General features: G+C 38.2%; 14 protein-coding genes. 8 read left to right on the top strand and 6 right to left on the bottom strand.

Annotated elements, in window-relative coordinates; all coding sequences use genetic code 11:
• Nucleotides 1-5 precede the first annotated feature (5 nt).
• Together V6C71_09495 and V6C71_09490 are read right to left on the bottom strand one after the other, a co-directional pair.
• Nucleotides 6-413 (bottom strand): thioesterase family protein, encoded by a 408-nt coding sequence (locus V6C71_09495; GenBank protein HEY9768717.1) that lies wholly within the window; start codon nt 411-413, stop codon nt 6-8.
• 64 nt (nt 414-477) lie between these two features.
• Nucleotides 478-2124 (bottom strand): MFS transporter, encoded by a 1647-nt coding sequence (locus V6C71_09490; GenBank protein ID HEY9768716.1) that lies wholly within the window; start codon nt 2122-2124, stop codon nt 478-480.
• A 22-nt stretch (nt 2125-2146) separates the two neighbouring features.
• On the opposite strand from V6C71_09490, the gene V6C71_09485 reads away from it, so the two are divergent.
• Entirely contained in the window at nt 2147-2659 is a 513-nt protein-coding gene (locus V6C71_09485; GenBank protein ID HEY9768715.1) for a phosphoribosyltransferase family protein, read from the top strand.
• An 802-nt stretch (nt 2660-3461) separates the two neighbouring features.
• On the opposite strand, the gene V6C71_09480 is transcribed toward V6C71_09485, so the two are convergent.
• On the bottom strand, nt 3462-3611 hold the full coding sequence (locus tag V6C71_09480) for a hypothetical protein (protein ID HEY9768714.1): 150 nt from the start codon (nt 3609-3611) through the stop codon (nt 3462-3464).
• 476 nt (nt 3612-4087) lie between these two features.
• On the opposite strand from V6C71_09480, the gene V6C71_09475 reads away from it, so the two are divergent.
• The 7 genes from V6C71_09475 to V6C71_09445 all read left to right on the top strand — a co-directional run bounded on the left by V6C71_09475 (nt 4088) and on the right by V6C71_09445 (nt 9025).
• Nucleotides 4088-4246 carry a uracil-DNA glycosylase family protein gene (locus V6C71_09475; GenBank protein ID HEY9768713.1) on the top strand — a complete coding sequence of 53 codons (159 nt, stop codon included), beginning with the start codon at nt 4088-4090 and terminating at the stop codon, nt 4244-4246.
• A complete protein-coding gene (locus V6C71_09470) occupies nt 4218-4631 on the top strand; it encodes a hypothetical protein (protein HEY9768712.1) in 414 nt (137 codons plus the stop codon). Before V6C71_09475 ends, V6C71_09470 begins: the two co-directional genes overlap by 29 nt.
• A gap of 273 nt (nt 4632-4904) precedes the next feature.
• Nucleotides 4905-5717 (top strand): 30S ribosomal protein S2, encoded by an 813-nt coding sequence (gene rpsB / locus V6C71_09465; protein HEY9768711.1) that lies wholly within the window; start codon nt 4905-4907, stop codon nt 5715-5717.
• Nucleotides 5718-5827: 110 nt separating this feature from the next.
• The gene (gene tsf, locus V6C71_09460) at nt 5828-6487 is read left to right on the top strand and encodes a translation elongation factor Ts (protein HEY9768710.1); all 660 of its coding nucleotides are present in this window, start codon (nt 5828-5830) and stop codon (nt 6485-6487) included.
• Nucleotides 6488-6682: 195 nt separating this feature from the next.
• Nucleotides 6683-7678 carry a hypothetical protein gene (locus tag V6C71_09455; GenBank protein ID HEY9768709.1) on the top strand — a complete coding sequence of 332 codons (996 nt, stop codon included), beginning with the start codon at nt 6683-6685 and terminating at the stop codon, nt 7676-7678.
• A complete protein-coding gene (locus tag V6C71_09450; GenBank protein ID HEY9768708.1) occupies nt 7668-7880 on the top strand; it encodes a hypothetical protein in 213 nt (70 codons plus the stop codon). The genes V6C71_09455 and V6C71_09450 overlap by 11 nt, the downstream gene beginning before the upstream one ends.
• 596 nt (nt 7881-8476) lie before the next feature.
• Nucleotides 8477-9025, top strand: coding sequence for an IS630 family transposase (locus V6C71_09445; protein HEY9768707.1), 549 nt, complete (start codon nt 8477-8479; stop codon nt 9023-9025).
• A 478-nt stretch (nt 9026-9503) separates the two neighbouring features.
• On the opposite strand, the gene V6C71_09440 is transcribed toward V6C71_09445, so the two are convergent.
• From V6C71_09440 to rpmB, 3 genes are all read right to left on the bottom strand, one after another.
• Nucleotides 9504-10163 carry a hypothetical protein gene (locus tag V6C71_09440; GenBank protein HEY9768706.1) on the bottom strand — a complete coding sequence of 220 codons (660 nt, stop codon included), beginning with the start codon at nt 10161-10163 and terminating at the stop codon, nt 9504-9506.
• A 145-nt stretch (nt 10164-10308) separates the two neighbouring features.
• Complete coding sequence (gene uvrA / locus V6C71_09435; GenBank protein ID HEY9768705.1) at nt 10309-13248, bottom strand: excinuclease ABC subunit UvrA; 2940 nt, start codon at nt 13246-13248, stop codon at nt 10309-10311.
• Between the two features lie 245 nt (nt 13249-13493).
• Nucleotides 13494-13730 carry a 50S ribosomal protein L28 gene (rpmB, locus tag V6C71_09430; protein HEY9768704.1) on the bottom strand — a complete coding sequence of 79 codons (237 nt, stop codon included), beginning with the start codon at nt 13728-13730 and terminating at the stop codon, nt 13494-13496.
• Between the last annotated feature and the right edge of the window lie 141 nt (nt 13731-13871).

The raw sequence follows: 13871 nt of genomic DNA, 5'->3' as shown, positions 1-13871 counted from the left end.
CTTGCTTAAAAGTAGTTCACCCACTCAAGTATTGCTTGGGGTAAATCTATTCTCTTTCTAATCTGAGGATTGATGCAAACGTGTCTGGTTTGAGCTTTTACTAAAATTTGGTCTAAATTATTCACAGGAAATATTTGATAGGCGATCGCAAATTCACTATAATCGACTTGACTAATAATTAAGCTTACCTGCAATTGATCGCCACAAAAAAGCGGATGCAGAAAATCTATCTCTGCATGAACAATTGGTAAGGCGGTTTTTCCTTGATTAATCATTTGCATCAAGCTAATTCTCGCTTTGCTTAAAGACTCTTCATAGGCTTCGTGACAGATTTCTAGTCCCTTGGCAAAATAAACTACTCCTGCTGCATCAGTATCTCCTAGATAAACTCGACGTAAATAAGTAAATGCCATTTCATACCAACAGCTAAGAATAAAATAATTTTAGTACTATTTAAGAAACCCAAAACAAATATCGTTATCTCATCTCTTGCTCTTTTCTGGCTTGTAACTGCAAGCGAATATCAGCGTGAACTTCTTTGGTAATAGGATAGAAATAAGTTAAAACCAAGCCGATAATTAGAAACACTGTTGGCAGAGGCGCGATCGCAATTCGGATAGCCAGTAAGGCACTTTCAGGCTGTACGGGAATCGGTTCCCCAGGTATCTGTTGAATAAAACCAGAAAATTCTAAGGCTTGACCAACTAAAAATAAAGCTAAAGCTAAACCGAATTTTTGTAGCAATACCATGAAGCTATAAAAAATTCCTTCTCTTCTCTCACCCGTACTCAGTTCATCTGAATCAATCACATCAGGAATCATCGACCAAGGAATTAAGTAGGCAACAGATACACCAACACCAGCCATAATTGCCGCGATATAAAGTAGAGTAATTTGACCTGGTTGAATCAAGAATAATGCTGCCTGAGCAATAATCCAAATGATCATGCCCAAATAGTAAACACCTTTTTTGCCAAGTTTTTCGCTGACCAATTGCCAGAAAAACAACATTACTAAAGCTACTCCTTGAACGGCGATCGCCACGATCGGAAAAGCAGCTTCATTCATGCCCATCCAGCTTACTACAAAGTAAATCAAAATTGAAGCTGTTAATTGAACTGCTAACCAAGAACACAAGTAAATACCAATTACATAGAGAAACGCTTTGTTAGCAAAAGCTATTTTTAACTGTTCCTTGATCGGCGTTGTCGGAACGCTATCAGCCTTATTTCTGATGGCAATTGCTTCGGAACTACTGAGATGAGATTCTGTTTTGGCAAAGATGAGAGTTAAAGCAAAGGCGATAAATTCTAAGCCAAATAAAATACCACAGATGCCGTATAAACTACCGTTTGACGTGTCATTGGTTAATTGAGCAATGCCATAAACCAACCCGATTGCGCCGATGACAGCCAAAACAAAACCGAAAACTTTTTTGCCCTGCTGGTTTAAAATTGGCGATGCACCGCGTTCCTGGATACGAAAGGTACACCAAAATATAGCCACAACGGAGATGAGGGAAGTAACTACACCCAAAACTAAATATTGTTGCTTGGGATCATCAGGATAAGCTTGAAAAATAAAGGTTGCCAGAACTAGAGATAGGATACTACCGCCAATGGAAAAGGCAAAGCGGAAACTATTGAGATTAGTTCGTTCATTGTAGTCTAGAGTCAAATCGGGCGTTAAGGCTGTGTAGGGTAAATTAACGACTGTATAAGCGATGTTAAACAGAATTCCAATAACTACGTAATAAGCAAACAGACACCAATTGTTAACGGTGGTATCGTTACTGAATTGAGGTACAATCCACTGCAAAAAAAAGAAGATCCCAAAAGGAATTGTGCCAAACAGCATCCAGGGAATGCGCCTCCCCCAACGAGTACGGGTGCGATCGCTTAATATTCCAGCAATTGGATCATTTATTGCATCACCAATCTTACCAATAGCTAAAATACTGCCAGCTAATCCCGCAGGTAATCCCGCCACATTAGTAAAAAAATATAGCAAAAAAAATACTAAAATATTTGCTGTAATTGCGGGTCCCATATCCCCTGAACCATAAGCCAGTTTAGTAGTAAAATTAAGCTTTTCGCGATCTATCAGCTTATCGTTAGTATTCAATTTTTTTAAGTTCCTATTTTGTATGACAGATTTATATGTAACTTGGTCAGAATATCATCATAAAATCGAAAATTTAGCTGTCAAGATTTATCAATCTAATTGGCAGTTCAATCAGATTGTCTGTCTGGCAAAAGGAGGCTTAAGAGTAGGAGATATTCTTTGTCGGCTGTACGATCGACCTTTGGCTATTTTATCTACTGCCTCATACGGGGGAAAAAACAATCAAGAGCGTGGAAAAATTAAATTATCCGAACATTTGTCTACTATTCAACCTTTGGGCGATCGCGTCCTACTAGTAGACGATTTAGTAGATTCGGGAATTAGTTTGGCAGAATCGATAACCTGGCTCAAAACTAAGTATGCTCAAAATATCACCGACCTTCGTACCGCCGTAATTTGGTACAAAAGTACTTCGATAGAAATACCTAACTTTTATGTGGACTACTTACCCGATAATCCTTGGATACATCAACCTTTTGAAATATACGAAAAAGCCGATTTATCAGAGTTTGCTTCTAAGTTTGATAAAGATTAAATGAAGCTAATCGGCTAAACTACGCAAAAATTTATTAAAGCTTTAAATATAAATGGTTAAATTAGGGGAAAAAACTAGTATATTTACGGAAGACATTACATCGCGATTCCAATTAACCTGTATTTTAGTTGGAAACACCAAAAAAACACCAAAAAACTAGGAGCATTGTCAGCCAAACAACACCCCTAACACCAACCATATAGAACCGTTAAGCAATACTTAATTCGAGTCGTAAATATAAAGAGCGTTAGCTGATTCCTAATTACTCTTCATGGTTATAACCCCCATTTTACAATTGCTTTTAGCTGAAAACCATCCTGTTTTGTTGAAAATAATTAATTCAGTTGGCTTGTTTAAAGAGCTGCCAATAGTTTGAGCGATTGTATATTTTTGTAAAGCATCAATTTTGAGAAGTGAATGCTTTAGTTTAAAGTTTTATTTTTAGTACAGATACCGCTTCTAGCTATTTCTGAGTCCAACCGTCTTTATTTAGACAAAAATTTAGAGGCAGAGTCAGCCAAACAATGCCCCTAACACCATATCAATAGAACTGTTAAGCAATATCTTAATTGAGTCGTAAAGGTATAAAGAGCTAACTCAGTAAGATTGAGTTTGCTCTTTAATAACCTGCTTCCACAATTATAAACTTAATAAAAATTTCATATTTCTTTTTTAAGGATAAACTTTACAGTTTTTAATAATTATCCAGCTAAAATAAACTTAATTGAGTGGGATGAGGATCGTATCGATCCCAAGGCAAAGCAGAAATACTAGACTTAGAAGCATGTTTGGCTAATATTGACTACAGGTAGTAACCACAAGTCTCAAAATGATCTGAAATTAATGCCAAGATATTGTTAGAAATTAGATTGATTCTTTTTTCAGTGGTTAAACCCAGAGGTTGACCATACCTCCAACCCCATTTTTGTTTTCTTCGTTTTGCTTCACCCATTACTTAACAATTTGCTTTTTGACACTTCTCTAGGCGACCAATTTCAATCAACTCATCCACCATTTCTAATGCTACCCAATTTCCTTCAATCGCCTCAACCTTAAACGGACTTGCCCAATTCTAATGTCCTGGACAATCAGAAATTTCTACGCGATCGCCTATACCAATCTGGTATACCCTGCATCCCCCTACTCCCGTAAATTGGAAGAATGATTCGGTAGAAGATATGATTCATCAACGTCTCTTTTTGGGAGTCGCTGTAGTTCTGGTTAACAGTCTTTAGACCTTATAAACATATTGCCTTACGGCACAAATTAACTAGGTAATTACTCCAGTTAATTTTTTATGGCTAAATACAGGTCAAAATCGCTTCTAGGAAAAGATTCTGGTGGCTTGAAGTTTAATCTCAATGTGGCTTAGAACAATACACCAATAGTTGTCAGGCTTACGGACTGTCAAAATCTCGCATTCAGGTGGTGGCTGGTAGATATAGCAAAAAGAAAAAAGCGGACCTACTCATCATTGGTGAAGGACCAGGACAAAAAGAAGATGAACAAGGACTAGCTTTTGTGGGAGATTCGGGTGTCTTGCTCGATATTATGTTGAATGCAGAACGATTTCAAGACGATTTTTAGTGGTGTATGTCTGCAATTAAAGTCTGTGGCTCTTAGTATAGATGAGGATGTCGACTCAGATACTCTTGGGCTAACCCTGACTGGTATAACAGTCCCTAGTATGATGAGTACTGTGACCATAAACGTGGATTCAGTAGATACTAATAGTCTTAGCAGTCTCGAAGATACTACCATAGTCTTACCCAAGAAAGCTGCTTCGTTTATTGCTAGTCAGGCTGAAGATTTTACCTGGTTGATTAGTGAAAAATCAGTCAATTTTCAAGTATCTTTTGTTAAACCTTTGATATATCTCATTATGAATTCATTCTCACTTTCATCCTGGAAGCGCGATCGCCTCCAATTAAAAGCCAGCGATCGCGTTTATTTTTCCTCAAAATTAGACTGACAATTTGGACATTTCATTCCTCATTATTATCAGATCATCCCGCCCGGATGCAACGCCTTAATCTTAATTGCTTAAGGTGGCAATTTTTGTTTTTAACCAAGCCGAAAATAGTTGACAGAATAAATTCTCAAAAACTTGGAAAACCAGACAAACAATAGTGTTAAACTAAATACGCAGTAAAAAAACAATTCACACATTCAGGATTTCGGGTGTTTTCACATCGAGAAAATGTCCCTGGATGGAGGATTAACCCGAAATAGGAGTAAAAAAAATATGCCAGTAGTTTCTCTCGCAGAACTTTTAGAATCTGGGGTTCACTTCGGTCATCAAACCCGTCGCTGGAATCCTCGAATGTCTCAGTACATTTATACTGCTCGTAATGGTGTACATATCATTGACTTGGTGCAAACAGCGCAGTTAATGGAATCGGCTTATGACTATATGCGCTCTTCTTCTGAGCGTGGCAAAAGAGTCTTGTTTGTCGGTACCAAACGTCAAGCGGCTGGAATTATTGCCCAAGAGGCATCTCGTTGCGGAGCTTTCTATGTCAACCAAAGATGGTTGGGTGGAATGTTAACCAACTGGGAAACGATCAAAACTAGAGTAGAAAGACTAAAGGAACTAGAAAACCTCGAAGACAGTGGCGCACTAGACAGAAGACCAAAAAAAGAAGCTTCAGTGCTGCGCCGTGAGATGGGCAAGCTGCAAAAATATCTAGGCGGCATCAAAATGATGCGCAAAGTGCCAGATATCGTAGTTATTATCGATCAAAAGCGCGAACATAATGCGATCGCTGAATGTCAAAAGCTTGGTATTACCGTAGTTTCTATCTTAGATACTAACTGCGATCCTTTGGTTGCTGATGTACCTATTCCTGCTAACGATGACGCTATCCGTTCAATCAAGTTAATTGTTGGTAAGTTAGCTGATGCAATTTATGAAGGTCGTCATGGTCAACTAGATAATCAAGATGATTACGACGAACTAGAAGAAGGAATCGATGTAGAAGATTACCCTGATGCAGAAGAAGAAGCGGTAGCAGAAGAAGCTTCTGAATCAGAATCCGTCTCTGATAGCGAAGAATAAATCTGGGTTCACCACCAAACCAGATGCAGGGGTTTAAAGCTTTAAGCCCCTGCCAACATAATTTAAAATTATTTTGTCGTCACTAAAATTGAATTGAAACAGTAAAAAATATGGCAAGCATATCGGCAAAAGTAGTCAAGGAACTCCGCGAAAAAACTGGCGCGGGGATGATGGATTGCAAAAAAGCGTTAACAGAAAACGACGGCGACATGACCAAAGCCATAGAATGGTTGCGCCAAAAAGGAACTATTTCTGCTGATAAGAAACAAGGTCGTGTGGCAGCCGAAGGATTAGTTGAAAGTTATATTCACACTGGCGGACGCATTGGCGTTTTGGTCGAAGTTAATTGCGAAACAGATTTTGTAGCTCGTCGTGAAGAGTTTCAAGAATTAGTTAAAAATGTGGCGATGCAGATTGCAGCCTGTCCTAATGTAGAATTCGTTAGGGTAGAAGATATTCCTGAAGGAATCGTCACCAAAGAAAAAGAGATTGAAATGGGTCGAGACGACCTAGACGGAAAACCAGAGAACATTAAAGAGAAAATTGTTTCTGGTAGAATTGACAAGCGTTTGAACGAAATTTCTTTGCTACCTCAGCCCTATATTCGCGACCAAAGTATTACTGTTGAAGAGTTAGTAAAACAAAGTGTTGCCCAATTGGGAGAAAACATTCAGGTTCGTCGTTTTGTCCGCTTTGTATTAGGGGAAGGAATTGAAAAAGAAGAATCCAACTTTGCTGATGAAGTAGCGGCTCAGACAGGAAAAAAATAATTAGCGGCAATAGATTACCAAGAAAACTAGTCGTAGGCTGAATTAAACTCCAAGAAATTTTATTTTATTTGGGTTTGACTGGCATATCTACGGCTTTTGCTTTTTTTAAAAGATAGAACTAAGATGAACTAGCCATCTGCTTAGAGGTTATTTCAAAGTCTTGAGTAAATGTCCATGGGGATAACTGAACATAGGATGACAAAATCGATTCAGCAAGTTAAACAAGACCTAAGAAATTTAAAATTAACAGTAGCCGACATAGCAATTGAGCTTGAAGAGCTACATCGGAACTACTTAGATCTACTAAGTCAGTCACTTAAACAGCAGCTCATATTGGCTAGCTATCAAATTTGTACTCAACTTTATCCTCAATCATTTCTGGACTTGTCTTTAAGCGAAAAGCAAGATCTACAGCAAAACCTTAGACGCTTGGGCTTGGAACTAGAACCAAACCTAACTAAAATTATTGAACAAAAAGAACTAGAGCCAGAACCAATTGACCTCAACTTAATGGCGGAATTAATTAAAAATTTACCTAAGCCGAAAAGAAGAACAGACGATCGAGAAGATAGTGTGAGTGAAATTGATCTCGAACTAGTTAAGACTGAATTAGGAAATTTAGAAAATTTAGAAAATGTTGAATTTATTCAAATAGATGCCACTTCTTCTGAAGATCTTAATCTCAATACCTCTTCAGAAGAACTATTGAAGGAACAGATTGACTTTGAAAACCCTGAGCATTTAATCTTATGGCACAAACAGATAGAAAGAAACATTAAAAAAGCATTAGATGTTACCTCGAGAAGAGTTAATAAATATCTTCAAGAGTCAAAAATACTTCCCGATCGCATTCCTAACAAAGTTATTGATGTAGCGATTCAAGCAGACTCGGCTAAAGGAGTGAGAAATAATTATAAGCAGCCTAATATTCCTCATATTCTTCATCTGACAATTGAAACGGATCGGGATAAAAAGTCTACGTCGGCTAAAAATCCTGAGAGTATTAGTTTATTGCGTTTGCGTTTGGCAGAAGTTGAATTTTCCGATCACCTGTTAAATGCAAAAAGAGGTCAGATTCGTAATTTAATCGGTCAAATTAAAAAACTTAACAGCAAGTACAAAGCAATTCAGCAAGAGGCTGCTGTAATTGAGGCTCAAGCTGCTTGGCGTTCTAGTTGGTATGAGGAGTAAAAAAGAGGTCAGGAATCAGCCCTATGGTTCGGTGCGGATTGAACAAGAATTTTATCCGAGAGGAAATCCATTATTAAATTTGTCTCAAGCACAGAAAGAACTGCTGCAAGCTGAATACAAAAAAGCCGTTGAGCAATTAATTGCCGATCGCGGCGTTTGGCAATACATCGACCAATTTATATGTCAAAGCATTCAAGATTGATTTATTGGGCAGTAGAACTAACAAGCGCGATCGCTGTTGGAGTTAAGTCAACTAATTATGGTGTTGCTGATGGCTGTTGCTGAATAAGATTGCCAAGATTTTTTTAAAGCTATGGGAGCAGGACTTTGAGTATCATATACCAACAAGACATTTTGGCATAACTTAAGGCTATTTTTTGTTTTTTCATTAATGCTCTTATAGTCATTTCAAATAAGAAACATATGAAATAATGAGAGTTAGATTCAAGAAAATACGATCTTAAATGACCTATAGTATTCATTTACGGAAGCGAGTAGTCGAATTTGTTCGTAAAGGTGGTTCTAAAGCAGAAGCGTCAAGACGATATGAAGTAAGTTTATGGTGTGTAAATAATTAGTGTAAACGAGACGATTTGACTCCAAAAGCGATAAAAAGAAGCCGAAAACTAGACTGGTCAGCTCTTTCACGCCATATACAAGAATTTCCAGATGCTTTATTGAGAGAGCGGGCGCAACATTTTGGAGTCCGAGAGAGCGCAATTTGGTACGCTAATCGTCAAATGAAATTGACTAGAAAAAAAAACTCTCAGATACAGTGAACGAAAACATAAATTACGAATTATCTTCTTAAGAAGTTTACGTCAAATTATTATCCAGCAGAGTTCACAAGACTTGGTATATATAGATGAGACTGGTTTTGATGCTTATACATATCGTCCCTATGCTTGGTCGAAAAGAGGACAAAAGTCTCATTGTGAGCGAAATGGTAGACGAGGAACAAGAACTAGTCTAATTGCGGCAAATAGAGTCAAGAAATTATTAGCTCCAGTCCTGTTTTCAGGTAGTACTAATGCTCTATGGTTTAATCAATGGCTTCAAGATCATCTAATTCCTGAATTAAAGCCTAATTCTACTTTGATTCTTGATAATGCTCCATTTCACCGCCAGAATGATGTATATCAAATCGCTCACGAGGCTGGTCATTCAGTTTTATTTTTGCCTCCTTATTCCCCTGATTTAAACCGTATTGAAGTCGAGGCACGCTGCTTCGTAAGCAGCTTGTGCAATCGACTTGTTGAGCAAGACTTTGCCATTCTTAAGAAGAGGCGCATTTATTCAACTCCAGATACTACCCTCTATGATATTGTCAAATCATACGGAAGTTAATTGAAATTACTATATATATAAAAATTAAACCTCAGAATTATGCAAGCTAAATGTGGATCAGCCTATAAGTCGAAGGAAAACTAAAGGAATGATAGAGATTAATGGATATCTACTATCTCCCTACTCTCTAATTTCCCTATGCTTAATATATAAATTTTAGAGGAAATAAATAATAGTGTCCTAAATATTAATTAACATTAACGTCTAATATGAATTGTCGTGAAATAAATATATACTTACGTAAGCAAATGAAGAGATATTAAACTTCTTAAATCGTTAATTATTTAGTATCATTTTATTGTATTTCCTTCGCTATCGATACTTGCTCCTAGTCTAAAAATAAGAGGTATTTGAAGTAGCTTTTGATGGTAAAAACCATACTCCCAAAGACCATCTTCTCCCCAACAATCCCCGTGATCTGCACAAACTAAAATAGTTTCGCCTCGAAAGGAGGTTAATAACAGTTGTAGTAACCGATCTACATATTGTAAGCAAATCTTTTGTCTTTGCATACATTCATCTCGACGATTGTTACTACCGAAGGGAATACAGGGATTATCTTCAGCACTCCACGATGCTCCTTGGTAATAGTAAGGAACATGAGTCTCGCCCACATTAAGAAGACAAAAACTGGTTGGGAAAGATTTTCAAGGTACTGGGAAATTTGTTGAATTTGCTTGTCTAAAGAAAAAGTGTTACCTGGATAAAAGAAAGCTTCAAAGTCTTGTATCAAAGATTGTCCAGTTTCAGTTTTAGGATCAAACCAGCCTACAGCACCCGAACCAATGGTTAGATATCCCCTGCGTTTAAAGCCATCAATAATATTGCGTCCTGTAAGAATGAAATGTTCTGCTTTTCCAGCTAAACCTCCATTCAATATCTTGAAAATCTTGCCATATTTAGAATTCACATAAGGTTCAAATTTAGTTGATACTCCTGGAGTAAAGCCAACAAACATAGCAGCATGAGAGCTGTAGGTAAAATTGCCAGGTGCCATAGCTCTATACAATTTTTCTAGAGCTTTCAAGTTAGGAGCGGAAGCGATTAAAAAAGTATCGTAACGACAAGAATCAAGAGTAATAAATAAAACCGATTGTTCTTTTGGTTGAGCAAGATTAATTAAACCGAGCTTTTCCATAAATCAAACAATCTTGTTATGTGAACCACTGGACAAAAGACATTTTCCGAAAATGAGTCTGATAGCATCATGCAATTATTAAAATGTAAGACTACTGGTTTTGTTAAAAGTAACAGGGTTTAGATTTCAACTTCAAGCCTTTAGACTAATTAGTTAAGTTTGAATCAACAGCAATAGGGTATTTTTGCAGGACTTGTTTTAAATACTTTGCTGTATAAGACTTCTCATTTTGGGCTACTTCTTCAGGTGTACCTGTAGCAATAATTTCCCCGCCTTTATCTCCTCCTTCTGGACCAAGATCGATAATCCAGTCAGAACAGCGAATTACGTCTAGGTTGTGTTCGATTACAATTAAAGAATTACCTTTATCTACCAGCCTTTGCAGCACGTTTAATAGATGATGGACATCGTAAAAAGATAAGCCGGTAGTTGGTTCATCGATTAGGTAAAGAGTTTTACCAGTGGCGCGACGAGATAGTTCAGAGGCTAATTTGACTCGCTGGGCTTCACCGCCAGATAAGGTTGGGGCTGGTTGTCCTAACTTGACATAGCCTAAGCCAACATCCATCAGAGTTTGCAGTCTATTGGAAGCGCGAGGAATATTTTTAAAAGTTTCTAAGGCTTCCTCTACCGTCATATCCAAAACATCGGCAATAGAATAATTTTTGTATTTAGCTTGAAGAGTCTCGCGATTATATCTAGCCCCTTTGCAGACATCACACTGAACATAAACATCGGGTAAGAAATTCATTTCAATTACGTTTACTCCTTGTCCGCTACAGGCTTCACAGCGCCCACCTTTGACGTTAAAGGAAAAACGTCCTGCGCTATAGCCTCTGGCTTTTGCTTCAATGGTTTCGACAAAAATGGCGCGGATGGCATCAAATACTCCTGTATAGGTAGCGGTGTTGGAACGAGGAGTCCGACCAATGGGAGATTGATCTATAGTAATTACTTTATCGATCGCCTCCAAACCATCAACTTCTCCTAGCTGTTTAGGGAAAGGTGTTTTGCGACTCAAATGATGTTTTAAAGCAGGATGTAATAGTTCGTTTACTAAAGTAGATTTACCCGAACCCGATACACCAGTAATACAGACGAATTTACCTAGAGGAATCTCGACATCAATATGTTGCAGATTATTTTGATGGCAGTCTTTGAGCGTGATACCAAAGGCTTTGCCTTTTCTTCTCTCCTCTGGAGTAGCAATGACTCTTTTGCCTGATAAATATGCCCCCGTAAGCGAAGTTTCTGAATTGAGTAAAGCGGTTAAATTGCCCTGAACTACAATATCGCCTCCGTGTACCCCTGCTTTAGGACCAATATCCACCAAACTATCGGCAGCACGAATCGTATCTTCGTCATGTTCTACGACGATTAAGGTATTACCCAAGTCTCTCAATTTTTTGAGCGTGCCTAGCAATTTATCGTTATCCCGTTGATGCAAACCAATACTGGGTTCATCTAAGACATAGAGTACACCAGTTAATCCTGCGCCAATTTGAGTAGCTAATCTAATTCTTTGGGCTTCTCCTCCAGATAGAGTCATGGCTGCGCGGTCTAAAGTTAAATAGTCTAAACCGACATCCAGTAAAAATTGCAGACGAGATCTAATTTCCTTTAATGCTAGTTCCCCAATCAATGCCTGGCGGTTGGTAAGTTTTAAATCATTTGCTCTGTCTAAGCATTCGCGAATCGGTACACCCGCTAAATCATTAATGCGATATTGACCTAAACTGACCGATAGAGATGCTGGCTTTAAGCGTTGTCCCTTACAGGTGTCGCAGGGCTGATTGACTAAATATTGCTCTAGCTTGTTTTTAACCGAGTCGGAGTTAGTTTCTTGATAGTTGCGCTGCAACATTTTAAGCACACCTGAATAGTGCCGATGATAGCCCTTAGGTTGACTACCGCGACTATCGGACTGGAAGTAAACAGCTTCTTCAGCACCATAGAGAATTACGTTTTGCTGTTCTTCGCTAAGCTGTGACCACTTAGTTTGAATTTCAAAACCAAAAGCCTGTCCTACGCCATGTAATAAAGAAAGATAGTAAGAATTATCTTTATCTGACCAAGGCGCGATCGCACTATATAATGGTTGAGTCCAATCTGGAACAACCAATTCAGGTGAAAATGTCCGATGACTTCCTAAACCATGACAGTCGGGACAAGCACCATAGGGTGAATTGAAGGAAAATAAACGAGGTGATAGTTCCTCTATTACCGCACCATGTTCGGGACAGGCAAAGTTTTCCGAAAAAATAATCTTGGCTGGCTTGTCTTGTGCTTGAGTACCTGGCGCGCTCATCAGATCAATCTCGGCAATGCCATCTGACAAACGCAGACAAGTCGAGAGAGAATCAGTTAAACGCTCCTCTATTCCTGATTTTTTAATTAGACGATCTACTACGACTTCAATATCATGTTTATAGTTTTTATCTAGTTCAACTAAGTCGTCTAACTGTCTAACTTCTCCATCAATTTTGACTCTGACAAATCCCTGAGAAGTCAAACTAGACAATAATTGCTTATGTGTCCCTTTTTTACTCCGCACCACAGGAGCAAGAATCATAAACTTAGTCTGATCGGGCAATTCCATAATGCGATCGCACATCTCATCAATCGTCTGTGGCACTATTGAGCGATCGCACTTCGGACAATGAGGCTCACCAGCTCTACCGAACAGTAATCTAAGATAGTCGTAAATTTCGGTAACTGTCCCTACTGTCGAACGAGGATTATGAGAAGTAGACTTTTGATCGATGGAAATAGCAGGACTCAATCCTTCAATCGCATCGACATCGGGCTTGTCTAACTGTCCTAAAAACTGTCTGGCGTAAGCACTAAGAGATTCGACATAGCGTCTTTGACCTTCCGCAAAAATAGTATCAAATGCCAAAGAAGATTTACCTGAACCTGAAACTCCAGTAAATACGATTAGCTTGTTACGAGGTAACTCAAGATCAATGTTTTTTAAATTATGCTGTCTAGCACCTTTAATACGAATCACATTTTCTTCTAAGGATTCGGGCTGTACTTTATTGACTTTACCGTTAGCTTGGATACCTTTGCGGGAGGGAGACATACAGACAGTGCTTAACAATGCTTAAGAGTTCTTAACTATTTTAGCGTTATATAGCAAATTGATTGAGCATGGCAAGTTAAATGGTTTACTTAGGGTGTAGGGTAGAGTAAATGCAGTCTTCAAATACTAACTTAAGACCTTAACCCGAAAGCATACAGTTAGAAATGAGACTGCTAAATTTTCGTTTAATACCGTTTTCTGGCAATTAAGAGTGAGAATAAACCTAATCGTTATGCAAATTTAATTTATTGTTTATTAAGATTAAGACCAGCTTCTTTTGCCATTGCACCAATGCCTCTTTTTTCCAAAGTCTTAATTGCTTTAGTGGATAAACGCAATCTTACCCAACGATTGCCTTCTGCCCACCATACTCTTTTCCACTGCAAATTAACGTCCTGCAATTTTTTAGTACGACGGTGCGAGTGAGATACCGCCATAGCGTTGTTGGCTTTTTTACCCGTTATTTGACATTTACGACCCATGATTTACCTCAGAATATATTCCACGATCCATTATTATAGCCAAAGTTAGACGCTGAGCATAATTTTATTTGGCTTAATTCTACAAAGCGGTGTTATTCTTTGAATCTATCGAACGACATGGATCGTGTTAAGCGTCATTAT

This window comes from Coleofasciculaceae cyanobacterium (genome assembly GCA_036703275.1).
Taxonomy (GTDB): Bacteria; Cyanobacteriota; Cyanobacteriia; order Cyanobacteriales; family Xenococcaceae; genus Waterburya.
Note: the sequence above shows the minus strand (reverse complement) of the source record. Positions and strands in the feature narration are given on the sequence as shown.